Origin of the sequence: Pedobacter fastidiosus (genome assembly GCF_014306625.1) — a bacterium.
Classification (GTDB): domain Bacteria; phylum Bacteroidota; class Bacteroidia; order Sphingobacteriales; family Sphingobacteriaceae; genus Pedobacter; species Pedobacter fastidiosus.
The window spans coordinates 156,356-182,340 of sequence record NZ_JACRYL010000003.1 but is presented as its reverse complement, the minus strand read 5'-3'; the positions used below and the strand labels follow the sequence as shown (position 1 = coordinate 182,340).

The following is a 25,985-nucleotide window of genomic DNA, read 5'->3' as shown; positions in this document are numbered from 1 at the left end:
AATCCACACCAAAAGCTAAGTGGCAATTTAGTCCATCCCATCCATTAGCTTATTCCAGACCTTTGTTTGGGAAAATTAAAATATTAACAAATTAACGTATCCATGGAAATTGTACTGTGTATTTTTATACTGCTCGCTCTTATTATAATTTATACTAAGATAAGTTCGAAATTTGATGACCTTTCTAGAAAGCTAAGTTACCTGCATGATTTATATCAAACTTTATTGATTAAACAGCCGTTGCCAGAAAATAAAGCTGATGGTGCAATTTCAACCGAAAAACCTGCTGAACCAAATATTTCAGAAGCAATTATTGAGGAATCCAAACCAATTATAGTTGAGGAGATAAAGCCAGAGCCAATTAATGTATTTACTCCGGTAATTCCTCCCAAAAAGGAATTGTTTATGGATGAGCCAATTATGGGAGTTTCAACTATGGAGGAGAAACCTGAACCAATTTCGCATCTATCTGCAGAGGCTGACATTCCTTTGGTTGATGAAACTTCGTGGTGGGATAAAATAAAAGAAAAAAATCCTGATTTAGAAAAATTTATCGGCGAAAACCTGATCAACAAAATTGGTATCCTGATTTTAGTTTTGGGCATAAGCTATTTTGTTAAGTTTGCCATCGATAAAAATTGGATAAGTGAGCCAGCCCGAGTAGGAATTGGAATGCTAGTTGGTGGTTTAATCATGCTAATTGCCCATAAACTAAGGATTAACTATAAGGCATTTAGCTCCGTGCTGGTAGCGGGGGCAATTGCCGTATTTTATGTAATTATTGCTATAGCATTTCACGATTACCACCTTTTCGGGCAAAAAGTAGCTTTCTCAATCATGGTGCTTATTACTGCTTTTAGTTCTTTAGTCTGTATTTCTTATAACAGAATAGAATTGGCCGCACTAACATTAATCGGCGGTTTCGCGGTTCCATTTATGGTAAGCACAGGCGAGGGTAATTATATAGTTTTATTTAGCTATATCGCTATTCTGAATATTGGTGTTTTAAGCATTGCCTATTTTAAAAGATGGATGTTGATTAATATTCAGGTTTATGTGTTTACCATAATCTTATTTGCAGTATGGTTATTTAAGGCGCTAAATCAAGTTCATCCACCTTATTTTGGAGCAATTGCGTTCGCTTTCTTATTCTATATTATTTTTATATTGATGAATATTTTAAATAATATTAAAAATAAATCAACCTTTTCTGCAATACAGATTGCTATTTTGGTCAGTAATACATTTATATTTTATGGCGAAGGATTATCGATTATTGCTAATTATCACCCAGAGTTAAAAGGTTTGTTTACTGCCTTATTATCTATTTTTAACCTTGTTTGTGCATGGATTATTTACAAAAAATCTGGCAACGACAAAAATGTGATCTATCTATTAATAGGCCTTTCGCTAAGCTTTATAACATTAGCGGTTCCTATTCAATTTAAAGGAAATTATATAACCTTATTCTGGGCTGCCGAAGCTGTGTTACTGATGTGGTTGGCTCAAAAATCTAAGGTTGTGAGTTTTAGGTTTGGTTCGATAATCGTTCATATATTAATGGGCATAAGTTTAGTTGTAGACTGGATTAATATCTACGGAAACGAAGATGAAGTGCTTAATATCTTGATTAATCCAGCGTTTATTAGTAGTATTTTTAGCCTTGCATCTATTTTGGCCGTTTGGCGGTTGTTAAAAACAGAAGAGGAAGAAGAATTTTCACAATTTGGTATTCCGTTTAATGTTCAAGTTTATCGTCAATGGCTCCAAACCTGTGTATTATTATCCGCCTATATTGCTGGTTTTTTAGAAATTAATCATCAAGCATTTTATTATTTAGAAGATACTTATGCGCCAAGTTCTGTAATGGTACTTTATCATTTTTTATTTAGTGCGCTATTGATATATTTCCAGAGAAATAAAACCGGTTTTACTCAAGCTTTTACAATAGCCCTTTCTATTTTAAATATTGTTCTTTTTGTATTCCTATTTTCAACATTCGCCTTTTCAGAAACTGAATCCGGTTTACGCTTACAAACCTTTGGTAGCCTTGCCTATACACTGCACTTCGTGATGTTGTTGATTGTGTTTTATTTTGTTTTCTTCCTTCGAGAAAAGCGAGAATACCTAAAAATTAATGCAAATATTTTAATTTGGATTTCCTCGTTTTTGGTTGTATATCTTGTAAGTTCCGAACTGATGTTGCATGTTATGTTTTTCTCTTTAGATAAGATCAGTGCATCAGAAATTAGCAAATATATAGCTGAGAATCTGAGTGCAACGAGTGGTAGGATATCTAGAAGTGATGCATTACAATATTTAGCAGATTCAAAAATTCACGATATAAAAATGTTGGTTGTAAAAACTGGTTTCCCGATTTTATGGGCCGTTTTGGTTTTTATATTTTTAATATTTGGCATTAAAAATAAGGCTAAACACCTTCGTATTGTGGCACTAACACTTTTGGGTATTACAGTTGCAAAACTATTTATCTACGATATAAGAAACGCATCCGAAACGGGTAAAATTATTGCCTTTATATTATTGGGTGTGCTTATCTTAATTATTTCGTTTGTTTACCAAAAAATTAAAAACCTTGTTATTACTGATGAAGTTGTCGAAAACAAAACCCCGACTGATGAAGCATAAACGCAATTTATTCGCAACTTGCCTATTTGTAATGGCCTGCTTTTTTGCAGATGCTGTTTCAGCGCAAAAATATTCAGTTTCGGCTAAGGTTTCACCTATAACAAAGAGTACAATTTATGCTCTTGAAATTCCTCCTTTAATACGGTCATTATCCAAAGAAGATTTAAGCGATTTTAGAATTTTTGATTCAAAAGGAGATGAGGTGCCCTATTTTTTAAATCAAAAACCAGGCATAAGTACTTCAACTCGATATAATGATATTCCGATTATCGAAAGAAAAAGCATCTTGAACAAAAATTCCTTTATCATAATCGAAAATACTTCTGGTCGAAACTTAAATAGTGTTCTCCTTGATGTTAGCAATTCGGAATTAGTTAAAACTTTTAACGTAAGCGGAAGTAATAATAAACTAAACTGGTTTGGCTTGGTAAGTAATAATCAGTTAGATGGTTTGGCCGATGCGGAAAAAACTTCAGTTCAAAAAGTCGTTGATTTCCCGGTTAACAACTATAAATATATAAAAATTGATTTCAACGACTTAAAAACTTTGCCTTTAAATATCCTTAAGGCGAGTACAGCTTCAGATTTAACTACAAACTCGGCATTACAAGAAATTAGTTCGAAAAATTACACCATAAAAGACTTTCCAAACGAAAAACTGACGCGGATTTATTTCAAATTTAATAACGTTCAAATTATTGATCAGTTTGCATTTATGATTCAAAAACCGCTTTTTTATAAAAGAAATGCGGTGTTATTTGTAAATAAATTACATCAGTACAAACGGAAAACGGAGTACCGTAAAGAAGCTATTTGCAGTTTTGAACTTGCATCCACAGGCCAGAATGTTTTCTCTTCTCAACAATTGCGAGAAAAGGAATTTTTTATAGAAATTGAAAATAAAGATAATCCTCCACTTACTGTTGCTAATGTAAAACTTTATCAGAAGCCTATCCGTGTGGTAGCTAATTTAGATTCAAATGAGACTTATACAATAAAAACAGGTAATAGGGAAGTTAGTGCTCCAGAATATGATCTTTCATATTTTGAAAATACCTTACTAAATCATTTATCTACAGCTTCAATTTACGATGTTAAAACTATTGAAGAACTCAAAGCACCCAATAAGCCAAAACCAATTTGGCAACAAGGTTGGGTTATGTGGTTAGGTATCGTTCTAGGCGGAGTTATTGTTGTTTATTTTTCGGCAAGTATGCTTAAAGATTTGAATAGTAAATAATCAATTTTGGCATTTATTTAACCGCAAAGTGCGCAAAGAAAGGTGCATAGAACACAAAGTTGGACTTTGAGAAGAAATAAGATTTAACCACAGAGTTCACGAAGAATAAGCACAGAGAACACAAAGCTAGGTGCTGTTTATTCAATAATTAATATCTAAGGTGTTCTTAGGTGTCTAAGGTGGTAAGAAAAACAATTAATTATTCAACCACAAAGTCACGGAGAACCCAAAGTTGGTTGCAAGTTAATGTTATCTAAAAGCTAAGCTTAAATGCTTTTAGATGGTTAAACCGTTAATGCCATTCATCCTTATAAACAAACTTCGGCATTTGCCATTCGTATTTTATAGAAAGCAATCTGATGGCTAAACCAACCACAGCAGCTAAGATTGTGGCCATTAATTCACTTCCGTGAAAATGCTCAACACCAATGTAAACGGCTCCTGTTACAATTGCAGCACTTGCATATATTTCTTTGCGGAATAAAAATGGAACCTCATTACACAATACATCTCTGAGAACGCCACCTGCGCAGCCTGTAATCATTCCGCTAAATAAAACGATTAGATAAGGTAAATGAATTTCTTGAGCAACCTGACAGCCAATTATAGTAAAAACAACTAAACCCATCGCATCTAGGTATAGAAACAATCTTTTTAGCTTAGTCATGATAGATGCAATGAAAGCAGCGAATAATGCTGCAACAGCCGTAATGATTAAATATTCTGGATGCTCTACCCAACTCATTGGATAATGACCGAAAAGAACATTTCTAACGGTTCCGCCACCTAATGCAGTAACCCAGGCAATAATACAAACCCCAACCCAGTCCATGTCTCTTCTGCCTGCAGAAAGTGCAGCTGTCATAGCTTCGGCGGTAATGGCGATAATGTATAAAATGTGGAGCATTGAGCGAAAATGGTTAACTGCTTAAATTGCTTAGCTGTTTGAAATGTTTAGCGAAAAATTGTTCGATTGTTTTAATGTTCAATTGCTATATCCAAAACTGCAACCAAAAACATCACATCTTTAAATTCTAAAATCTTGATAATCTCGGTTTAGTCCTGCCTTATCCTTAAATCCTAACATCCTGTTGCAAAATCCTGGTTTAGTCTTTCTTCTCTTCGTGAATAATCACAAAAACATCTTCATTGTCTTTTTTCATGAAATATTTTTCACGAGCAAACTTTTCAGCTGTATTTAAATTGGTATTCAGTTCGTTTAAATCTTTTTTAACCTGAGTGGTTTCTTTCTCGAAATATTCTTTTTCTTCCTGTAGTTTATTTGCTTGACTGCGATATTCGTACTGCGACATCATGTCATTTTTATCGAAAAACAGCATCCACATGGCGAATGCAACTGTCGCAAGGAAATATTTATTGCGGAAAAGGTCTATTAAACGTTTCATAATTTTCTCGAAAAATCGTCGTTGCGAGGTACGAAGCAATCTCACTAATTAGATTGCTTCGTACCTCGCAATGACGTAAATGTATAAAAAAACATCCGAAGATTTTAAATCTCCGGATGTTCTGCAAATAAGTTTTTCAACTTGTTAACACCCCAAACCCCTAAAGGGGCTTTTCGGCATTTCCTTAAGTCCCCTTTAGGGGATTTAGGGGTTTATTTCTTCGCGTATTTAAAGTTTTTACCAATGAAACGAGCGTTTTCACCCAATTCCTCTTCAATGCGTAATAACTGATTGTATTTTGCAATTCTATCAGAACGAGATGCTGAACCAGTTTTAATCTGTCCGCAGTTTAATGCAACAGCTAAATCTGCAATGGTAACATCTTCAGTTTCGCCAGAGCGGTGACTCATTACAGAAGTATAACCATTAGTTTGCGCTAATGAAACCGCATTAATAGTTTCCGTTAAAGAACCGATTTGGTTAACTTTTACCAAAATTGAATTTGCGATTTCTTCATCAATACCACGTTGTAAACGCGTTACGTTTGTTACAAATAAATCATCACCAACCAATTGAACCTTATCGCCAACTTTATCAGTTAAAGCTTTCCAACCCGTCCAGTCATTTTCATCCATACCATCCTCAATAGAAATAATTGGATATTTTACAGATAAATCAGCTAAATATTGAGCTTGTTCTTCACTTGTACGAATTGCGCCTTTATCACCTTCAAATTTAGTGTAATCGTATTTGCCATCTTTGTAAAACTCAGATGATGCACAATCTAAAGCCAAATAAATATCAGAACCTGGTTTGTAACCCGCTTTTTCAATTGCTTTTAAAACAGTTTCAATCGCATCCTCAGTGCCATCAAAAGTAGGAGCGAAGCCACCTTCATCACCAACAGTTGTAGTTAAGCCTCTATCGTGAAGAATACCTTTTAAAGTATGGAAAACTTCAGTACCCCAACGTAATGCTTCAGAAAAAGATGGAGCACCAACTGGCATAATCATAAATTCTTGGAAAGCAATCGGCGCATCAGAGTGAGAACCACCGTTAATGATATTCATCATCGGTATTGGTAAAGTATTTGCATTTACACCACCAATGTAGCGATATAAAGGTTGACCAATCTCATCTGCAGCCGCTTTTGCAGCCGCTAAAGAAACACCTAAAATAGCATTAGCACCTAAGTTACCTTTGTTTTCGGTACCATCAAGGTCTAACATTAATTTATCAATTGTATTTTGTTCAAAAACATCTATACCTCTTAATGCATCAGCAATTTTGGTATTTACATTTTCTACAGCTTTTAAAACGCCTTTACCTAAATATGTAGATTTATCTCCATCGCGTAATTCAACAGCCTCATGTTGGCCAGTAGATGCACCACTTGGTACAGCTGCACGCCCGAAAGCGCCTGCTTCTGTTACTACTTCTACTTCTAGTGTTGGATTGCCTCTCGAATCGAGAATTTGTCTGGCATGGACATTAACAATTATGCTCATTTCTATTTGATTTTTGTGATTTTTTTATCGTGCTTAGTGTATAAAGTACAATTACTAAGCGTAACATCAAAGTTAGTATATTTTTTAAATAAATAAAGTGTTTAAGGCGTTAATGTTACGATAGTTAGTTCGCATATTTCGTCATGCTGAATTTAATTTAGCATCTATTTTTGGAAAGCAATAACAGTATTATTTCGGTTAAAGCAGTCCCGCTTTTTGTTGCAAGTTTTTTAGCTTCTGTCATTCTGAGGAGCGAAGACCTGCGAAGCAAGCATGAATTCAATTTAAAAAAATAAGCTAACTATGAAAAATCTGTTTCATCGGTTGCAGATGATTCGTGCCTGAGCATGACAGCATATTCAGGGCTGCTTCTAAAAAAATCTTTCCACTGCAATCGGGTTTAGAAACTCAGGTACTGTAATTCTTGGGAAGAAATCTACTATCGTCAGAAACTACCCCGCCTTGCAGGCACCCCTCAAGAGGGGAATGCCCCTCAGATTTATAACAGCATTTTGCACCCAGCATTCCCCTCTTTCAGAAGGGTGTCCGCAGGACGGGGTGTTCTTTAAAATAAGGGAATTTACTTAGTTATAAATTGATAAAAAGGAACAAACTCCCTATGCCAAAACCATTCAGTATGTTTCCCATCTTCTTTCTCTAAAAGAGCTACATTCTTATTTTTTCCATCTGAATTCAAAATACCATAAACTTTTTTCATATCACGAACCATTGCGGGCCCTTCTTTATCCCCGGCAACAAAAAATACTTTGTTATTACTCAGCTTTGGCAAACTTAAAGTAACCTCATCATAAATTTTCGGTGCTAGCCAAAACGCCGGACTAAAAACTCCAGCCGAACCAAAAACTTTAGGATATTCTGCAATGGCATACATAGAAATTAATCCACCCATAGAACTTCCTGCGATAGAAGTGTTTTTAACATCTTTCAATGTTCTATAATTCGAATCAATAAATGGTTTCAAAGTTTCAACCAAAAAAGAAACATAAGCTTTGCCTTCGCCTTTACCATACTTACTATCGTATGGATTATATTCTATCAACCTATCTTTACCACCATGGTCGATACCAACAATGATCATTTCTTTTGAGCCTTCTTTTATCAAACTATCCATTACCGAATCAACTGCCCATTCATCTGGTCTTGGTGGGTTGGCATGAAATAAATTCTGTCCATCCTGCATGTAAATTACAGGATATTTTTTTTTCGATTTTGAATAATCCTTGGGCAAATAAATCCAAATTTGGCGATGCTTATTTAATTGCGGTATAAAAAAGGCAGAATCTACAATATGAACATGGTCTCCGAAGTGATATTCTTCCTTTACCTGTTTAAAATTATCAGTCCAATTTGCTACATCAATATTCATCATTGTATCAACAGTCAAGTTCAATGTTCTGTTTGCAATAGGTTTGCCATCATTTTTCGATTCGGCTTTATCCCAACTTCCTCTGGTGATTTTAAATTCTTGATTGCCTTTAGGTAAATTTAAATGGATAAAATAGGTTAAACTGTCTTTTTTCGTTAAGTTGTAGTTGCCACCTTCAGGATTCCAATCGTTAAAGTTTCCTGCAATAAACAAACTATCCGTAGTTTTTTTTGGAATATGAACAATTAAATCAACCTTCGTCTGAGCCAAAATTAAATTGGGCATCAGGAGAAAAAAAGCTATAAATTTAAGCATATGTTGTTTGTTGAATCAATTAACCAATTTATAAAATTTAAACAGTTAAGCCATTTTATTTAAGCTCATCTAAAACTTTAAACAGTTTTTTATTTATTCCACTCCCGCTGTAATTATTGATGTTGATTACGATGATGTACTTATTGCCAGCAGAATCTGTATGATAACCAGCGAACGCAGAAACATCATTAATGGTTCCGCTTTTTAATTTCATGCCATTATATTCTGGAAATGCTTTGTAATAATCAGCAAACCAAACTTCTTTTTGCGCTTGGAATAAAACGCTAGCCATGGCCGAAGTTGTAATGCGGTCGCCCGGTGAAAGCCCGCTTCCATCTATAATGTTTAAGGCACTTTTATCAATTCCTTTGGCTGATCAAAAATCTATTTCAGTTTCAGCACCTTTGGATGTTGAAGCCGGCTTACCAGATTTTAACGCAATGGTTTTAAGTAAAGTCTCTCCATATAGATTGATGCTCTTTTTCAAAAACCAATACGTAATTTCGCTTAAAGTTGGCGAGCTGATTGTGTTTATTTTTTGAGTAACCACAGGAATAGATTGATTGTTTAAAGCCATCAATCTGGTTGTTGTAGCCTGCTGGCTTGTCGAAATTCCCAATCTTTTTAAAGTGTCCTGCAAACGGTAAGCACAGTCAAAAGCAGGATCGGGGAGGGCAACAGAAATTCCCGATTTAGCAATTCCCATTCCCCAGCTACCGCGTAAATAGGCAACATTGCTGTAGGGAGGAAAAAAGGCATAACTCCTATCGCCTGTTCCCGAGCCACCGGTTTTTAGCTCATTAATAATTTGAATATAAGGAGTTTCAGGAACGGTTTTAACAACTTTAACTTCATCAGCTGTGCTAGAACCTGGACGCAAGTGAATATCAAACTGATTTTCTCTCCAAGCCAAACCTGAAGTTCCTGCACCGTAATAATTTCCTATATCTTGCCAAACCCAACCCTCTGGTGTTGTTTGCGTACCGAAAATACGGTCGTCGCCAATAACAGAACCATCAATTTTTTTAATCCCTGCTGATCTTATCGCTGAAACCCATTGCGTTAAAACCGCGTTTTCTTTATTCTGATATCTGTAAGAACCCAATGTTGGGTCGCCACTTCCAATTATGATTAAATTCCCTTTTAAAGTTCCATCAGCAGTTATATTACCCGAATAGGCCAATGTAGTTTGAAATTGAAAATCTTTACCCAAAATACTGAATGCCGTTGCTGCGGTAATGGTTTTTAAGGTAGAAGCTGTTGCTAACCCAATCTGCTCATTTTTAGCAAAGAGCGTTTTGCCAGTATTTGCATCTAATACGCAGAGTGATGTTATCGCATGTTTTGCCTGTTCGTCATTTAGCAAATTGTTAAATGCTTTTTCCAGATTTTGGATTCTGTTTTGGGCAAATGATTGAAAAGATAACGCAATTAGAAATATGGATATTTTAAAAATCTTCATTGTAGATATTTACATTAAAAAGCTCGAATAGTTTTTTTTATTAATTACAGATGTTGTATTAATAGAATAAGCATCGGTAAAAGTAGTTGGAAATTTAACTTTTTTATTTTCGTTCCACTTAATTTCAATTGCATTGATATTTCCATCTACTTCTTCAATCAAATCTATTTCCTGTTGCTGAAAACTTCTCCAGAAATAATATTTGGCAAATCTTCGTTTATTGTTGTTCTTTTTTATGAATTCAGATATGATATAATTTTCGAATAATGCTCCGGTATCCTGTCTTAATCCTAAAGAGCTAAAATTTTGGATTACTGCATTTCGGATTCCGTTATCGTAAAAATATATTTTTCTGCTCTTCTTGATTTCGTTTCGGAGGTTCTTGCTAAAAGCTGTAAGTTTAAAAATTACGAAGCATTGTTCCAACAAATCGATATACTTTTCTACCGTCTGTTTATCTGCATCGATAATTTGTCCGAGTTCTTGGTAAGAAACTTCATTTCCAATTTGTAAAGCCAACGCCTGAACCAATTTTTCTAACTGAAGCGGTTTTCTAATATTTGTTAGAGATAAAATATCCTTAAATAAATAGCTGTTGGTTAAGTTTAATAAAAGTTCTTTTTCTTCACTAGGATAATTGATGGCATCAGGATAACTTCCATAGATTAATCTTTTCTCTAAAGCCTGCTCCTCAGCCAATAAGCTATTGTGATTTGCTAATTCTGACAAAGAAAAAGGGAAAAGGTTATATTCAAATTTCCTGCCAGTTAGTGGTTCTTTTATTCCTGTTGCCAGCTCAAGTGATGATGATCCTGTAACCAATAGCTGTATATCAGCAAAATTATCAACAATAATTTTTAAAGTAATACCTATTCCATTTACCCTTTGGGCTTCATCAATAAAAATTATTTTATTATTTCCAATAATCGATTTTAACCTCTCAACACTTGTGTTTTCTAAAACATTACGAACTTCAGCTTCATCGCAGTTTAAAAAAACGGATGGTAATCCAGTTTCTTTCACTAGTTGCTTTAATAAAGTTGTCTTACCTACCTGCCTTGCACCCGTAATTATAACTGCTTTTCCTTTAAAAAACTTTGATTTAATAACTGAATTTAAGTCTCTTTCAATCATAATTTTATCTATCAATTATATAAAGGTATATAAATTTTAGATTATAATCTCTAATTTATATATAATTTTTAGATTATAATCTCTAATTTATATATAAATTAGAGATTAGGATTGATTTTATCGTAAAAAAAGCGATGCGTAAAAACACATCGCTTTTTTATTTGGCTTTCATGCTGATCCAATAGCTATCTGATCTACATGACGTTATAAGTATTTTAAACTAATTCTTTTTGAATTAAGTATTCTGCAATTTGAACTGCGTTTGTTGCAGCGCCTTTACGTAAGTTATCGGCAACAATCCAAAGGTTTAAAGCTTTCAGAGCCGATTCATCTCTACGAATTCGACCTACAAAAACCTCATCTTTTTCATGCGCATCTTTAGGCATTGGGTATTTTAGGTTCGCAACATCATCAACAACGATAATGCCTGGCGATTTTTCTAAAATACTACGAACTTCTGCTATGTCGAAATCGTTTTCAAACTCGATGTTAACAGATTCTGAGTGACCACCCATAACCGGAATACGAACGGTAGTGGCAGTAACTTTAATGCTGTCATCGCTCATAATTTTGTTCGTTTCCTTAACCATTTTCATTTCTTCTTTGGTATATCCATTTTCCATGAAAACATCTATATGTGGAAGAACATTCAAATCGATTTCGTAAGGATAAGCTTTTGGTCCATCAATGCCTTTACGCTCATTCATTAATTGTTCAACTGCTTTAACGCCAGTTCCTGTAACGGATTGGTAAGTTGAAACCACAACGCGTTTAATTTTATATTTATCATGCAAAGGTTTTAAAACCACTACCATTTGTATGGTAGAACAGTTTGGGTTTGCAATAATTTTATTATCGATAGAAAGCTCGTGCGCATTAACCTCGGGAACAATTAATTTAACAGCTGGATCCATTCTCCAAGCAGAAGAATTATCAATAACCGTTGTGCCAGCTTCTTTAAAACGTGGCGCATGTTCTAATGAAGTATTTCCGCCTGCAGAAAACAAAGCGATATCTGGTTTCATCCCGATTGCAGTATCCATGCTAACAATTGGGAACTTCTTACCCTTAAAAGTAATTTCCTTGCCTACACTCTTTTCTGATGCTACGGGAATTAACTCTGTTAAAGGGAAATTTCTTTCCTCCAATACTTTTAACATTACGGTGCCTACCAATCCGGTTGCACCAACTACTGCTACTTTCATTTTAAATTTTAATTATTATATTTATAAACATTTGATATAAGCCCAAATATGGTAAAAATTACGCTTATATCCCTATTGTTACTCGTTAAAATTGCATTAAACATTATAAATCTTGGCGCTTCAAAAGAAAGTAAGGTTTATTTTAATGCACAATCCATCCCAAATAAAATAGAATATTCTGAAGCTTTATTTAATATGAAGCCGCGGAATAATGCCCTTAAAATAATAAGTAAGGGAGATATTTTAATTTCTGAAGTTTTATTTAACCCCAGAAACGGAGGGGTAGATTTTGTTGAAATTTATAATAATTCAAATCATGAAATTGATTTGAAAGAATTACAATTAGCAAATGCAAATACCGCTGGCGAACCGGCAAGTATTAAGAATATTTCCTTAACAAAGTTGATGATTGCACCGAAAACCTATTGGGTAATTACGAGCAATCAGGCTAATATTAAATTAAATTACGAAGCAAAATTTCCCTTGCAATTTGTTCAGTTAACTAGCTTACCCGCTTATAGTAATGATAAGGGATCTGTGATTTTGTTGAGCAGTAATCAAGTTGTGGACCGATTAAATTACAATGCAAAAATTCATCATCCACTGATACAGGATGAGGATGGGATTTCAATTGAAAGGGTTTCTTTTGAAGTAGATGCCAATGACCCAAATAATTTTAAATCGGCTGCTGCTACCGTTGGTTTTGCTACACCAACTTATAAAAATTCACAAGAATTTAATGGAGAAGAAAACTTCGTAAACCTTCAATCCAAAACTTTTTCTCCAGATGGCGATGGCTTTGAAGATTTTTTAACGCTGGATTATCAACTGGCGGAAAACTCTAGTTTAGCAACTGTTAATGTTTTTTCTGATCGGGGGAAATTGGTTCGAAAACTGTTGGTCAATCAAACCATTGCAACTAAAGGTAATTTGAATTGGGATGGGTTAAATGATCAGGGTACAAGCTGTGGAATTGGAATCTACATCGTTTTATTTGATGTTTTCGACCTGAAAGGAAATACCAAGCGGTTTAAAAATACTTGTGTTTTGGCGGGGAAGTTGAATTAGTTCAATGCCGTCATTTCGACCGCAGTGGAGAAATCTTTGAACGGTTTTTTTTGTTCAGAGATCTCTCCGTTTCGCTGGCGCTCCAGTCGAGATGACGAGAGGGTTATATTAAATTGGCCTTAATGTAATCGCAACTTGTTTTTATAGATCCAATTGGATCAGGGTAATAATTGTTTTCGTGTTCTACAAAGAAGTGCTGCATGCCAGACTCTTTAGCCTTTGCAAAAATGCTTTTAAAATCAATTGATCCTTTTCCAACTTCTGTATTTAATTCGGGTTTCGCTCTGTCCATATCTTTAACATGCCACATTGGGAAACGGCCAGGATGGGCAAAGATTAAGGCTAAAGGATCATTTCCAGATCGAACAACCCAATATAAATCCATCTCAAAGCCAACCAGATTTTTATCCGTTTCGCTTAAGTAAACATTATATCCTGTTGTATCGCCAATTTTCTTAAACTCAAAATCGTGGTTGTGGTAGGCGAATTTTAAACCAGAAGCTTTGGCTAATTCAGCAGCTTTATTAAAGGCAAGTGCGGTACTTTTAAAACCTTCTACACCTTTGGATGTATCAACATGAGCGCCCGCAATTGTAAAATATTTTCCTCCAATTGCAGCGCAAGCCTCAATGTCGGCTTTTAAACTATCACTGTTTCCAGTTTTAATAAAATTATCCATTCCATAATGCCCGCTCGGTGCCTTTAAACCATTAGCGCTCAATAAAGATTTAAATTCCTTTGGTGTTAAACCCCAAAATTTACCATTTGAATAGCCATAAGTTTCAACCTCTTTGTAACCCGCCTGAGCTACTTTTTCAATTATACCTTTAACGTCTTTTGGCAATTCATCTCTTAAGGAATACAATTGCAAACCAACATTTTTATTCACTTTATCAAATGCTAGAGAAGGAATTATTAATGTAGCACCAGCTACCAATCCAACTTGTTTTATAAAAGTTCTTCTTGAATTCATGACAGTTCTTAAATCAATTCTTTTTTAATATAGGCACAACTTGCCGTAACTGATCCCATTGGATTAGGTTTGTAATTCGTTTCATGCTCCACAAAGAAATGTTTCATGCCCGATAGTTTAGCTTCTGCAAAAATAGGTTTGAAGTTGATTGATCCTGTTCCAACTTCAGCATTTAAACTCGGGTCGGTTTTATCCATATCTTTAACATGCCACATGGTAAAACGACCTGGATTTTCTTTAAACAATTTCAATGGATCATTTCCAGATCGAACAACCCAATATAAATCCAATTCAAAATCAACTAGGTTTTTATCCGTTTCTTTTAAAAGAATCTCATAACCTGTGGTATCTCCTTGTTTTTCAAATTCAAAATTATGGTTATGATAAGCCAATCTCAAGCCAGCATCTTTACACATTTTACCTGCGACATTTATTTTCAGTGCAAGTTTTTTATAGTCTTCGGCATTTGTTCTCACACTTGGATCTAACCAAGGAATGGTTACATATTCACTGCCCAAAACCTTTGCGGCTTCAATTGCTGCCTTTAATTCGTCGGTATTTCCATCAGATAGATAGGTGCCTAAGCCATAATGACCGCTAACAGCCTTTAAGCCATTAGCATCTAACAGTTTCTTGAAATCGCTAGGCGAAAATCCCCAAAATTGGTCTTTAATAGAAAAGCCATAAGTCTCAACTTCAGAAAAACCAGCTTTACCAACTTTTTCAATGGTTTCTTTTACGCCTTTTGGAAGCTCATCTCTAAGAGAGTAAAGCTGTAAACCAACAACTTTTTTGCTGGAAACGCAAGCGAAAGATGGAACTAAGAGTGCCGCGGCTGCAGCCATGCTGCTACTTACTATAAAACTTCTTCTTGATAACATAATGGGATTATTAAATATCACAAATGGAAATCGCCTTTTTTAAAGAGGCAAATTTGTCTTCGTTTTTTGGTATAAATTCTTGTGCAACGAAACCTTTAAAGCCGGTTTCGGCAATGGCTTTCATAATTGCTGGATAATATAATTCCTGGGAATCATCAATTTCATTTCTACCCGGAACGCCAGCAGTATGGTAATGAGCAATATATTGGTGATTATTTTTAATTGTGCTGATTACATTTCCTTCATCAATCTGCATGTGGTAAATATCGTAAAGGAGTTTAAAATTTTCAGAACCTAAACGTTTGCAAAGTTCTACACCCCAAGACGTATTATCACATTGGTAATCTTTATGATTTATTTTACTGTTCAAAAGCTCCATAACCAAAATAACATTATGCTTTTCTGCCAGTGGAATAAGTTGTTTTAAACCTTCAACGCAATTTGCCCAACCGGTTTCATCGTCTTTTCCTCTGCGATTTCCGCTAAAGCATATTAAATTTTTATATCCGGCTTCGGCAACTAGCGGAATCATTGCAGCATAATTTTTAATTAGTGTTTCGTGGAATTTTTTATCGTTAAAACCATCAACTAAATTAATTTCTGCACCATTACACATGGTCGATTCTAAGCCATGCTTTTTTAAAATCGGCCAATCTTTCGGCCCAACTAAATCTATACCTTTTAAACCAATCTTTTTGGCTTCAGCACAAAGTGTTTCTACATCGAAACTACTAAAACACCAACGACAAACTGAATGATTTATATTGCCTTTTAGTTTTGTAGATATAGGCTTTGATTCTTTTTTATCCATTGCTAAAGCAGAAAAACTGGAAGAAACACCAATCGCAGCAGTTCCTGCGATGATGTTTTTTAATGCACTTCTTCTGTTTAAATCTGAAGACATATTAAATGGCGTTTGCTTCTATTTCTGATTTGGTTTTATCGTTAAATAAAACTGCAAAAAGTACGAAAACTACGGCTGCTATTCCCGCTGGGATTATCCAGATCATTTTCCAATCCGTTATATTTCCAGTTTTGTATAGATCTGTTATATGGCCGGCAACTATAAAACCAATTAGCATACCAACGCCGTAAGTTGCCAGTGTAATTATACCTTGTGCGGCACTTTTAACTTGCTCGCCAGCTTTTGAATTGGTATAAATTTGACCAGAAACAAAGAAGAAATCATAGCACACACCATGAAGTGCAATTCCGATAATCAACATAAAACTTAAGTTATCCGCATTGCCATAAGCGAAAAGTACGTAACGTACAGCCCACGCTAACATACCAACCAAAATAGTTTTCTTAAAACCGTATTTTGAAAAGAATACTGGAATTGCAAGCAAAAATAGTGCTTCGGAAACTTGGCCTATTGCCATTTTTCCTGTTGGATTAGATACTTTAATATCTGCTAAGAAAAGTCCAGCATTTTGATAATAGAATGCCAATGGAATACAGATTAAGATAGAGGAGATGAAGAAGATGGCAAAGTTTTTATCTTTTAATAATTTCAATGCATCCAAGCCTAAAATATCTCTAACTTTTACACCGCCTTCAGAAACTTTTGGTGGTGTAGCTGGTAAAGAGAAACTAAACAATCCTAAAATAAGAGATACGATTCCAGCCATTAAAAAAGTGTTTTTTAACAATCCAGATTGAATTCCTTCAGGAGAATCCCAATGAAAAACAAAACTGATTAATAAGCCAGCTATAATCCATCCGATGGTTCCGAATACGCGAATGTTTGCAAATTCTTTTTCCGGATCTTTCATCTGATTAAAAGAAACAGAGTTAACTAATGCAAGCGTTGGCATAAATAAAATCATGTAGCCTAAAACATAAGGATAGAACACACTCACATCAGCTGCTTTATACATTTGATACATTAAAACTGCGCCAACGATATGAAGAACGCCCAAGATTTTTTCAGCGTTAAAATATCTGTCAGCAATTAAGCCAACAATAAAAGGAGCAATAATAGCTCCCCAAGATTGAGTAGAAAATACGGCTCCTGTTTCAGAACCTGTAGCCTTTAAATTGTTCCCAAGGAATGTTCCTAAAGTAACAAACCATGCGCCCCAGATAAAAAATTCTAGAAACATCATGGTAGAGAGCTTAAAGCGAGTTGTGGTGTTCATTTGGTTAGTGGTTATGTAAGATGGTATAGGTAAGAGGTGATGGATTTCTTGGCCATAAACATCTCACATTAATAATTTTATTTATTTACAATGGTGTGGTAAGAGGGTTTTTGTAATTCACATTATACATCCTCCCTCTTACATTTACCATTATTTATAGTTCTTTAATGGAGATATTTCTGTACCAAACTTCATCACCATGATCTTGCAAGGCAATTTTTCCAGTTTTGTAAGTACCCCAATTTTCCCAAGTTGCAAATTTACTTCCAGCTACAATCTTTTTCCAGCTGTCATCCCAAAGGGTTGTTTTTACTACTTCAACGCCATTTAAAAATAACGTTAATTTGCCTTTTTTACTAATAATTTCTGCGGTATTCCATTCTCCAACAGCTTTAACTGGTTCAGAAGAACTTTTTACCAAATCGTATAAATCGCCTGCACGGTGTTTTGTAATTTTTCCATCAGGATGGCCATCATTATCAATTACTTGCATTTCTAAACCAGTAGAATAGGTAGCGTGGTATTTTGGCTCTTCGTGAACGTAGAAAATTAATCCACTATTTGCCTTTGGAGCAACTTTCCATTCGTATTTTAAATCGAAATCTCCATATTCTTTATCGGTAACTAAATCGCCACCACCATCAGAACCTTTTGCTGCCAAATCTAAATGAAGTGCACCATCTTGAACTTGCCAACCACTACCAACAGATGTTTTATTGTAAGTGTGCCAGCCTGTTGTTGTTTTGCCATCAAACAAAGGTTTGAAACCTTTTTGAGCTTTTGTTATTTGTGTTACTGCCAATAAAATACAGGCAGAAAGGATGATTTTTTTCATTTTTTTTTATTTGTCGGCATTATAAGGTACGAAGTCATCTTAATTTAAATAGATTGCTTCGTACCTCGCAATGACGGGTGTTTTATTATAGTGTTAAATTATTCCAGCCTTTGCGGTATTCGCGTTTAACAAACTGGTTTGCCTCATCGAAATTGGTTACTTTCATGTTGTCGTTATCCCAAAGCATTTTGGTATATCTGCCTGGATAAGTGGTTTTGTCTCCAACGGTTTTTTGAATGTCGAAGCTTCTGATGGCTAAGTTTGCCATTAATAAAGCCTCCGTAAGTGGACCAGCAATTTCAAATGGCGAGCTTACCTCTTGTTTGCCGTAACCAGCAATAGCAGCTTCAACCCATTGAGCATAATGTCCATCGGCAGCGCCTTTTACACGAGCATACTTTTCAGGAACTTTAATGTCTTTATTTCTGCTTAATGGCAATAATTTTGGATTAGCGCTATAGGTTTCGGCCATCATTTTGCCTTTTGTACCAATAAACAACGTACCGTTTCCGCCATCGCCAAAAGTTTCATTTGCTTCTAATTCTTCCGGACGTTCAGGTTGAATTCCACCATCCATCCAATGCAAAGTAACATCACCTTTGGTTTTATTTGTTTTGGGGAATTTTAAGGTAACATGACTAGATGGAGGGCAACTTTCCGGGAAATAACCTCGTTTAAATTCATCAACATATACCGAACCAATACTAGCTTCTACTTCTTTGGCATATTTTAAGTTTAATACACTAAAAGGAGCTTCAATTAGGTGGCAACCCATATCACCAAGTGCACCAGTTCCATAATCCCACCAGCCACGCCAGTTAAAAGGAACCAATTTATCAACAAAATCTTTTTCAGGAGCGGTACCTAACCATAAATTCCAGTCTAATTCTTTAGGAATCTCTGCTTTTTTATTTGGCCAAGGAATTCCCTGTGGCCAAACAGGGCGATTAGTCCACGCGTAAACCGTATGCACATCACCAATTAAACCAGCTTCATACCATTCTTTCATTTGTCTTGGCCCATCGTTAGATGCACCTTGATTTCCCATTTGGGTAACTACTTTATATTTTTTTGCTGCTTGTGTTAAAATACGAGCTTCGTAAATATCGTGTGTTAATGGTTTTTGAACATAAACGTGTTTGCCTAACTGCATGGCAGCTAAAGCAATAATTGCATGGTTATGATCGGGAGTAGAAACAGAAATAGCATCAATATTTTTGTGCTCTTTATCTAGCAATTCTCGCCAGTCTTTATAGTATTTTGCCTTTGGAAACGCTTTTACGCTATTTGCTGCTCGGCGATCATCAACATCGCATAAAAATGCGATATCGGCTTTACCACTTTTTGCAAACATTGCAATATCGCTCTGACCTTTACCACCGGCACCAATACCGGCAACTAAAAGGCGATCGCTCGGAGCTAAAAAGCCTTTTCCACCCAAAACGTGGCGTGGAACAATCATAAATGCAGCGGCCGCAATAGCGCTGGTTTTAATAAAATCGCGGCGGTTACTCGCATTTTTATTTTCTTGCTCTGTTTTCATATTAGTAGTTGAGGTTTGAAACTAATTATCTTATTTTTTTAATGATAAAATATATTTCACCATTAATTTTGCATCGTCTTTTTTAACAGTTGGGTGAGCTGTCATTGGCATTGTACCCCAAACTCCTGTTCCGCCTTTAATAATTTTATCAGCCAAACTGTTGATGTTTTTTTCTGTCGCTGGATATTTTTTTGCAACATCTATATAAGCTGGGCCGATAATTTTATTGGTTTTATTGTGGCAACCCATGCAATCAGATTTGTTAATTAATTTCTCACCAGCACTCATTTGTAAAGCGTGGCTTTTTAAAGTTGCCGTAGCAACAACAGTCTTCTCTTTTGCTAAATCTGCTTTAGAAAAGGATGCCATAAATAGTACAACGGCACCTAAGATTAGAGATGTTTTTTTCATGTGTTTTGTTGTTTTTAAAGAATTCAAGCCTGCGTAAATCGTTTTATATAAATAACTCCATTTTGCAGGTTTTCATTGTTGTGTGTGTTTTATTTATTTTATAAACCTAATATTTTTCTGTTAAAATCGCTATCACTTCCTGATGCGGCAAAATCATCAAAAGCTTTATCAGTTACTTTTATGATGTGATTTTTTATAAATTCTGACCCCTCTCTTGCACCATCCTGTTGATTTTTAATACAACATTCCCATTCCATAACCGCCCAACCTTTAAAGTCATATTGAGCCAATTTACTAAAAATGGTTTTAAAATCAACTTGCCCATCTCCAGGAGAACGGTAACGACCAGCCCTGTTTGCCCAACTTTGGTAACCTCCAAATGTACCTTGCTTGCCCGTAGGGTTAAATTCTGCATCTTTTACATGGAAAGCTTTGATCCTTTCGTGGTAAAAATCGATGTATTGAATGTAATCTAATTGTTGCAACACAAAGTGAGATGGATCATACAATAAGCATGCCCGAGGATGATTATTAACGGCTGATAAAAACATTTCATAAGTTTCTCCATCAAATAAATCTTCACCAGGATGAATTTCATAGCAAACATCTACACCGCATTGATCAAACTCATTTAAGATTGGCATCCAACGTTTTGCAAGTTCTGCAAAACCTTCTTCTACCAAACCTTGAGGGCGTTGTGGCCATGGGTGAAAATACTGCCATAATAAAGAACCACTAAAAGTTGCATGCGCATTTAAGCCCAAATTTTGTGATGCTTTGGCTGCATATTTCATCTGCTGAACAGCCCATTCAGTTCTGGCTTTAGGGTTTTTATGAACTTCTTTTGGCGCAAAAGCATCAAATAAATCATCATAAGCAGGGTGTACAGCAACTAACTGACCTTGAAGGTGCGTAGAAAGTTCTGTTATTTCTAATCCGTAAGAAGCTATCGTTCCTTTTAATTCATCAGCATAAGTTTTGCTTTCAGCAGCTTTTTGCAAATCAATAAATCGGGTATCCAAAGTAGGCATTTGAATGCCTTTGAAACCCAGTCCTGCTGCCCATTTACAGATATTATCCAATGAATTAAACGGTGCTTCGTCACTTATAAACTGAGCTAGAAAAACCGCTGGTCCTTTTATAGTTGTCATTGTCTATTCTTAAATTTTATAATCCGTCCATTTTTGTTCCGACTGACTAGAAGCTACTACATTTTCAATAAATGCCATTCCTCTAATTCCGTCATCAGCGTTTGGAAAATCTAACATTTCAGATGTTGGCTCTTCATTGTTTAGTTTTGCATCAACCGTTAAAGCAAAGTTTTTATAGATGTTTGCAAAAGCTTCTAAGTATCCTTCGGGATGGCCTCCTGGAGTTCTTGTATTGTGCTGAGCAAAATTTCCCATGTAGCCATTGCCTGTTCTATAAATTTGAGCAGGAGCATTAGACCATTTAACAATCAAAGTATTCGGTTCCATTTGATGCCATTCCATGCCACCTTTTTCTCCGTAAATTTTAATTTTGAGTGCATTTTCTTCTCCTGCGGCGATTTGCGATGCGACTAAAACACCGTTAGATCCATTATCGAATTTCAAAAGTACATTTCCATCATCATCAATTGCTCTTCCAGGAACAACAATATTTAAATCTGCACAGATTTTGGAAATTTTTAAGCCAGAAATATATTCTGCAAGGTGAGCTGCATGTGTGCCAATATCGCCCATGCTACCACTTTTTCCAGTTTTTGCAGGATCTGTACGCCATGCTGCCTGTGCATTTCCTTCTCGTTCTGATAAAGTACTTAACCAACCTTGAGGATACTCAACCATGATTTTTCTGATTGATCCTAATGCACCCTCACTTACCATTTGTTTGGCCTGTTTAACCATTGGATAACCAGAATAGGTATGGGTTAGGCAAAGTATTAATCCAGTTTCTTCTACTTTAGCTTTTAATTGTTTTGCTTCATCTAAAGTTAAAGTCATTGGTTTTTCTATAACCACGTTAAAACCTTTATCTAGTGCCATCATTGCCGGGGCAAAATGGGCAAAATTTGGGGTAACGATGGTTACAAAATCGATTCTTTCATCAACAGGAAGCTCACTTTCTTTGGTGAGCATTTCCTCGTAATTTTTGTAGATTTTATTGTCGGGGAGAAAAAGGAGTTTTCCAGATTCATAGCCAACCTCAGGATTTACACTTAAAGCACCTGCGTTGAGCTCAATTAAACCATCCATGTTGGCAGCCAAACGATGTACGGCACCGATAAAGGCGTCTTTTCCGCCACCTATCATGCCCATTCTCAATTTTCTTCTCATAAAATATAAGGTTATGGCAAAAGGTTTAAGGCGCTAGGTACTAAACCTTACGCCTTAAACCTTTTTACTTTACCTAATTAAATATTATTTTTCTTTAATTCTTTAACTGCGTAATCACATGCACGGGCTGTTAAAGCCATAAATGTTAGTGAAGGATTTTGGCAGGCGATTGATGGCATACATGATCCATCGGTAACGAAAACATTTTTAACCTCATGCATTTGGTTCCATTTGTTTAGAACTGAAGTTTTTGGATCGTTACCCATTCTTGCTGTTCCTTGTTCGTGAATAGCCATACCTGGAAAACAACCATTATCATACGTTTTAACATTTTTCATGCCTGCTGCTTCTAACATTTCAGCTGCATCATTCATCATGTCTACACGCATTTTTTTCTCGTTTTCTTTGTATTCGCAATCAATTGCCAATACTGGCTGACCCCATTTATCTTTTTTGGTCTTATCGATGTAAACTCTATTTTCATAGTAAGGCAACATTTCTCCAAAACCACCTAAGCCCATGGTCCATTTGCCTGGTTTAGTCATTTTTTCTTTCAAACCAACACCGAAAGACAGTTCTGCAACATCATTTTGCCAATTGCTTCTGCTTGCCCCACCTTGATAACCGAAACCACGTAAATATTCACGTTTATCGTTATTTACATTTTGATAACGCGGAACATAAATTCCGTTAGCACGGCGGCCATAAGTGTATTTATCGTCGAAACCTTCTGCATCGCCAGAGGCTCCACAACGGAAATGGTGATCCATTAAATTATGACCTAATTGACCGCTTCCATTTCCTAAGCCATTTGGATGCGCTTCGGAAGTTGAGTTTAACAATACGAAGGTAGAACCCAATGTAGAACCGTTTACGAAAACGATTTTAGCATAAAACTCCATCTCCTTGTTAGTCTCCGCATCGATAACCATTACGCCTTTTGCTTTTTGAGTATCCTTATCGTAAATGATGTGGTTAACGATAGAGTAAGGCCTAACGGTAAGTCGTTTTGTAGCCATTGCAGCTGGTAGGGTAGAGGATTGTGTGCTGAAATAAGCCCCGAAAGGACAACCACGACTACATAAATTTCTATATTGGCAATTTCCACGGCCTTTATGTGGAACAGTCAGATTCGCCACACGGCCAATCATCATAATTCGCTCTCTTTTATAGCGTTCCTCAATTCGGGCTTTAACAGATTTCTCTACTACGTTTAAATCCATCGGTGGTAAAAATTGTCCATCAGGACATAAAGCCCAATTTTCTTTAGATCCACTTATTCCTGCAAATCGCTCTGCATAATCGTACCACGGAGAAAGGTCTGCATAACGAATTGGCCAATCATTTCCATGACCATCTTTTGCATTGTCCTCAAAATTGTGATCGCTAAAACGGTAACTCTGGCGACCCCACATGAGCGATTTACCACCAACATGGAAACCACGATACCAATCGAAACGTTTATCTTCTGTATACGGGCACTCCAAATCGTTTACCCACCATTTTTCATTTGCTTCTTGGTACGGATAATCTCTTTTTTGTACAGGGTGAGTACGCTTTTGTTCTTCGGTTAGTTTTCCTGCATGCTTAAAATCCCAAGGGTTTTTCATTGCGGTTTCATAACCTGTAATGTGCTCAATATTCATTCCTCTTTCGAGCATAAGCACACGTAATCCTTTTTCTGTAAGTTCTTTTGCAGCCCAGCCACCACTAATTCCCGATCCTATAACAATAGCATCGTAAGTATTTTCTTCTTTTAAATTTATATTTAAATTCATGATGTTTTGTCGTTGTAGTTTAAATTAGGTTGCCCAAGATTTTTGTCCGGGTTTTAATTTAGCATTGCCATCGTAGCGCCCAGGAACGAGCACATATTCGCGAGCTTTTGTACAGCCAATTTCTGATGAATAATAACCTAATAAAGTTAAATCTCTGGCAGTTGTAAAGAAGTAGATCAGATCTTTATTGTCGTCAGATTTTGCTAACGAAATTGCCCTCAAATCGATCATCAATTTTGTACGTTCAGCAGGCGTTAATTCAAGATATTTCTTGTTGAAATCTTTCTCTGATTTTGCCTGTAAATCTTTAAAGCCTTGAGCAAAAGATTCCTGCATTTTTGCAGGATAACAATCTTGCATCATCATTGGAATAAACTTCCCTAATCCAGCGGCTTTAGCACCTGCGGATGATTTGGTAGTAGGTACAATGATATCAGCAAATTCGGCAAAAATCTTCTCATCTTGTAAAGAGTAGGATACGAAGTTTTTTTCGTTTTCTGGGAGCGTAAAACTTTCAAATAAAACGCCCATTGTACTTGCGGAGATTGCTCCTCCCAGCAAGAAAGCGACGTTTTTGAGTGCTTCTCTTCTTTGCATCGTTTTTATGATTTTATATATTGGTTGTCATTGTGTTTAATAGGTAATATTAGAAAAAATAAGCCGTAATTTTTAATCCTTTTCGGTTAAATTATTCGTCTGCAATGCGATTGTTACCGAGTAGAATTATTCTAAATAATTTGTTAGAACTTAGTTTTTAATCTAACTAAAACGTTTTCGTAACTTTTTTATTCCTTTAAACTAAATTCCTTTTTATGTAGTTGTAACTTTCAGTGATACTCTCATATGGATCTTTTTTTATTATATCCTGTTCCGTAAAAATGTAATCTAACCCTGCTAGTTTAGAGGCTGCGAAAATACTTTTGAAATCTATTCTGCCAGAGCCTACTTCGGTAAAAATACTTTTATCTTGTTTGTCCATATCCTTTACATGGAACATTTTAAAACGACCTGGATTTTTCTTAAACATATCAATCGGGTTTAAGCCTGCGTTTACTGCCCAGAAAATATCGAGCTCAAAATTGACCAATTTAGCATCGGTTTCTTTAAGTAGGATTTCATAGCCTGTTACACCATTCCCCTGATCTTTAAATTCGAAATTGTGATTGTGGTAAGCCAACTTAAGATTTGATTTTTCGCAAAGTTCTGCTGCAGTATTAAATTTCGCAGCCATTCTTTTGTAGTCATCTAAAGTTCCTGTTGCTCTTATATCCGTAGGTAAAGCTGGCACAACAAAATATTTCTGTCCAACATTTGCAGCAGTTTCTATGTGCGATTTTAATATTTTATCATCGCCAGTACTTAAAAACTCCGTAACGTTATAATGGCCACTTGGCGAGGTTAAATTGTTTTCTTTTAGTAAGGCGTTAAAATCTTTGGCTTCTAATCCCCAAAATCCTTTCACTTCGTATTTACCCGGATAGCCATAATAAGTTTCCACTTGGTTATAGCCAATCTTTGCCAAATGCTGTATAGTCGATTTAACATCTGCCGTAAGCTGCTCGCGAAGGGTAAAAAGTTGGATGCCTATTTTGGAAACTTTTCTAGAATTTGCGTATGCAGAACTGATTATTGCTGGACTTATAAATGCCGCAGTTGCAAACAAACCAGCCCCTTTTAAAAATGATCTTCTTGTTGTCATATGATGTTTAAATTAAAAAGCCGGAGTGTAAA

At 35.7% G+C, this 25,985-nt stretch carries 21 protein-coding genes and 1 pseudogene; 3 read left to right on the top strand and 19 right to left on the bottom strand.

Annotated features, from left to right (window positions below; translation table 11 throughout):
• Window positions 1-102 precede the first annotated feature (102 nt).
• Both H7U22_RS04415 and H7U22_RS04410 read left to right on the top strand, forming a co-directional pair.
• Window positions 103-2,649 (top strand): DUF2339 domain-containing protein, encoded by a 2,547-nt coding sequence (locus H7U22_RS04415; RefSeq protein ID WP_187070137.1) that lies wholly within the window; start codon window positions 103-105, stop codon window positions 2,647-2,649.
• The gene (locus H7U22_RS04410; RefSeq protein WP_187070136.1) at window positions 2,639-3,889 is read left to right on the top strand and encodes a hypothetical protein; all 1,251 of its coding nucleotides are present in this window, start codon (window positions 2,639-2,641) and stop codon (window positions 3,887-3,889) included. Before H7U22_RS04415 ends, H7U22_RS04410 begins: the two co-directional genes overlap by 11 nt.
• A 292-nt stretch (window positions 3,890-4,181) precedes the next feature.
• Here the strand turns inward: H7U22_RS04410 and H7U22_RS04405 are convergent, their stop codons facing one another.
• From H7U22_RS04405 to H7U22_RS04375, 7 genes and pseudogenes are all read right to left on the bottom strand, one after another.
• Window positions 4,182-4,796 carry a trimeric intracellular cation channel family protein gene (locus H7U22_RS04405; protein WP_187070135.1) on the bottom strand — a complete coding sequence of 205 codons (615 nt, stop codon included), beginning with the start codon at window positions 4,794-4,796 and terminating at the stop codon, window positions 4,182-4,184.
• Window positions 4,797-4,995: 199 nt separating this feature from the next.
• Window positions 4,996-5,295 carry an FtsB family cell division protein gene (locus H7U22_RS04400; RefSeq protein ID WP_187070134.1) on the bottom strand — a complete coding sequence of 100 codons (300 nt, stop codon included), beginning with the start codon at window positions 5,293-5,295 and terminating at the stop codon, window positions 4,996-4,998.
• 212 nt (window positions 5,296-5,507) lie between these two features.
• Window positions 5,508-6,803 (bottom strand): phosphopyruvate hydratase, encoded by a 1,296-nt coding sequence (gene eno / locus H7U22_RS04395; protein ID WP_187070133.1) that lies wholly within the window; start codon window positions 6,801-6,803, stop codon window positions 5,508-5,510.
• Between the two features lie 580 nt (window positions 6,804-7,383).
• Entirely contained in the window at window positions 7,384-8,505 is a 1,122-nt protein-coding gene (locus H7U22_RS04390) for an alpha/beta hydrolase-fold protein (protein ID WP_187070132.1), read from the bottom strand.
• 55 nt (window positions 8,506-8,560) lie between these two features.
• Window positions 8,561-9,967: pseudogene (dacB, locus tag H7U22_RS04385) on the bottom strand (D-alanyl-D-alanine carboxypeptidase/D-alanyl-D-alanine endopeptidase).
• 9 nt (window positions 9,968-9,976) lie between these two features.
• The gene (locus H7U22_RS04380; RefSeq protein ID WP_187070131.1) at window positions 9,977-11,101 is read right to left on the bottom strand and encodes an ATP-binding protein; all 1,125 of its coding nucleotides are present in this window, start codon (window positions 11,099-11,101) and stop codon (window positions 9,977-9,979) included.
• Window positions 11,102-11,316: 215 nt separating this feature from the next.
• The gene (locus tag H7U22_RS04375) at window positions 11,317-12,306 is read right to left on the bottom strand and encodes an aspartate-semialdehyde dehydrogenase (RefSeq protein WP_187070130.1); all 990 of its coding nucleotides are present in this window, start codon (window positions 12,304-12,306) and stop codon (window positions 11,317-11,319) included.
• Between the two features lie 48 nt (window positions 12,307-12,354).
• Here H7U22_RS04375 and H7U22_RS04370 point away from each other — a divergent pair, with 48 nt between their 5' ends.
• On the top strand, window positions 12,355-13,374 hold the full coding sequence (locus H7U22_RS04370; RefSeq protein ID WP_187070129.1) for a lamin tail domain-containing protein: 1,020 nt from the start codon (window positions 12,355-12,357) through the stop codon (window positions 13,372-13,374).
• 103 nt (window positions 13,375-13,477) lie between these two features.
• Here the strand turns inward: H7U22_RS04370 and H7U22_RS04365 are convergent, their stop codons facing one another.
• From H7U22_RS04365 to H7U22_RS04310, 12 genes are all read right to left on the bottom strand, one after another.
• The gene (locus H7U22_RS04365) at window positions 13,478-14,347 is read right to left on the bottom strand and encodes a sugar phosphate isomerase/epimerase family protein (RefSeq protein WP_187070128.1); all 870 of its coding nucleotides are present in this window, start codon (window positions 14,345-14,347) and stop codon (window positions 13,478-13,480) included.
• 8 nt (window positions 14,348-14,355) lie between these two features.
• On the bottom strand, window positions 14,356-15,228 hold the full coding sequence (locus H7U22_RS04360) for a sugar phosphate isomerase/epimerase family protein (protein WP_187070127.1): 873 nt from the start codon (window positions 15,226-15,228) through the stop codon (window positions 14,356-14,358).
• 10 nt (window positions 15,229-15,238) lie between these two features.
• The gene (locus H7U22_RS04355; RefSeq protein WP_187070126.1) at window positions 15,239-16,132 is read right to left on the bottom strand and encodes a hydroxypyruvate isomerase family protein; all 894 of its coding nucleotides are present in this window, start codon (window positions 16,130-16,132) and stop codon (window positions 15,239-15,241) included.
• Between the two features lies 1 nt (window position 16,133).
• On the bottom strand, window positions 16,134-17,369 hold the full coding sequence (locus tag H7U22_RS04350) for a nucleoside permease (protein WP_187070125.1): 1,236 nt from the start codon (window positions 17,367-17,369) through the stop codon (window positions 16,134-16,136).
• Window positions 17,370-17,523: 154 nt separating this feature from the next.
• Window positions 17,524-18,204 carry a 3-keto-disaccharide hydrolase gene (locus H7U22_RS04345; RefSeq protein WP_187070124.1) on the bottom strand — a complete coding sequence of 227 codons (681 nt, stop codon included), beginning with the start codon at window positions 18,202-18,204 and terminating at the stop codon, window positions 17,524-17,526.
• An 85-nt stretch (window positions 18,205-18,289) separates the two neighbouring features.
• Window positions 18,290-19,747 (bottom strand): Gfo/Idh/MocA family protein, encoded by a 1,458-nt coding sequence (locus H7U22_RS04340; protein ID WP_187070123.1) that lies wholly within the window; start codon window positions 19,745-19,747, stop codon window positions 18,290-18,292.
• A gap of 30 nt (window positions 19,748-19,777) precedes the next feature.
• A complete protein-coding gene (locus tag H7U22_RS04335; RefSeq protein WP_187070122.1) occupies window positions 19,778-20,158 on the bottom strand; it encodes a c-type cytochrome in 381 nt (126 codons plus the stop codon).
• Window positions 20,159-20,256: 98 nt separating this feature from the next.
• Entirely contained in the window at window positions 20,257-21,309 is a 1,053-nt protein-coding gene (locus tag H7U22_RS04330) for a sugar phosphate isomerase/epimerase family protein (RefSeq protein WP_187070121.1), read from the bottom strand.
• Window positions 21,310-21,318: 9 nt separating this feature from the next.
• On the bottom strand, window positions 21,319-22,476 hold the full coding sequence (locus tag H7U22_RS04325; RefSeq protein ID WP_187070120.1) for a Gfo/Idh/MocA family protein: 1,158 nt from the start codon (window positions 22,474-22,476) through the stop codon (window positions 21,319-21,321).
• A 77-nt stretch (window positions 22,477-22,553) separates the two neighbouring features.
• Entirely contained in the window at window positions 22,554-24,254 is a 1,701-nt protein-coding gene (locus H7U22_RS04320; protein WP_187070119.1) for a GMC oxidoreductase, read from the bottom strand.
• Window positions 24,255-24,278: 24 nt separating this feature from the next.
• Window positions 24,279-24,851, bottom strand: coding sequence for a gluconate 2-dehydrogenase subunit 3 family protein (locus tag H7U22_RS04315; protein ID WP_187070118.1), 573 nt, complete (start codon window positions 24,849-24,851; stop codon window positions 24,279-24,281).
• A 196-nt stretch (window positions 24,852-25,047) separates the two neighbouring features.
• A complete protein-coding gene (locus H7U22_RS04310) occupies window positions 25,048-25,953 on the bottom strand; it encodes a sugar phosphate isomerase/epimerase family protein (RefSeq protein ID WP_187070117.1) in 906 nt (301 codons plus the stop codon).
• Window positions 25,954-25,985: the final 32 nt, after the last annotated feature.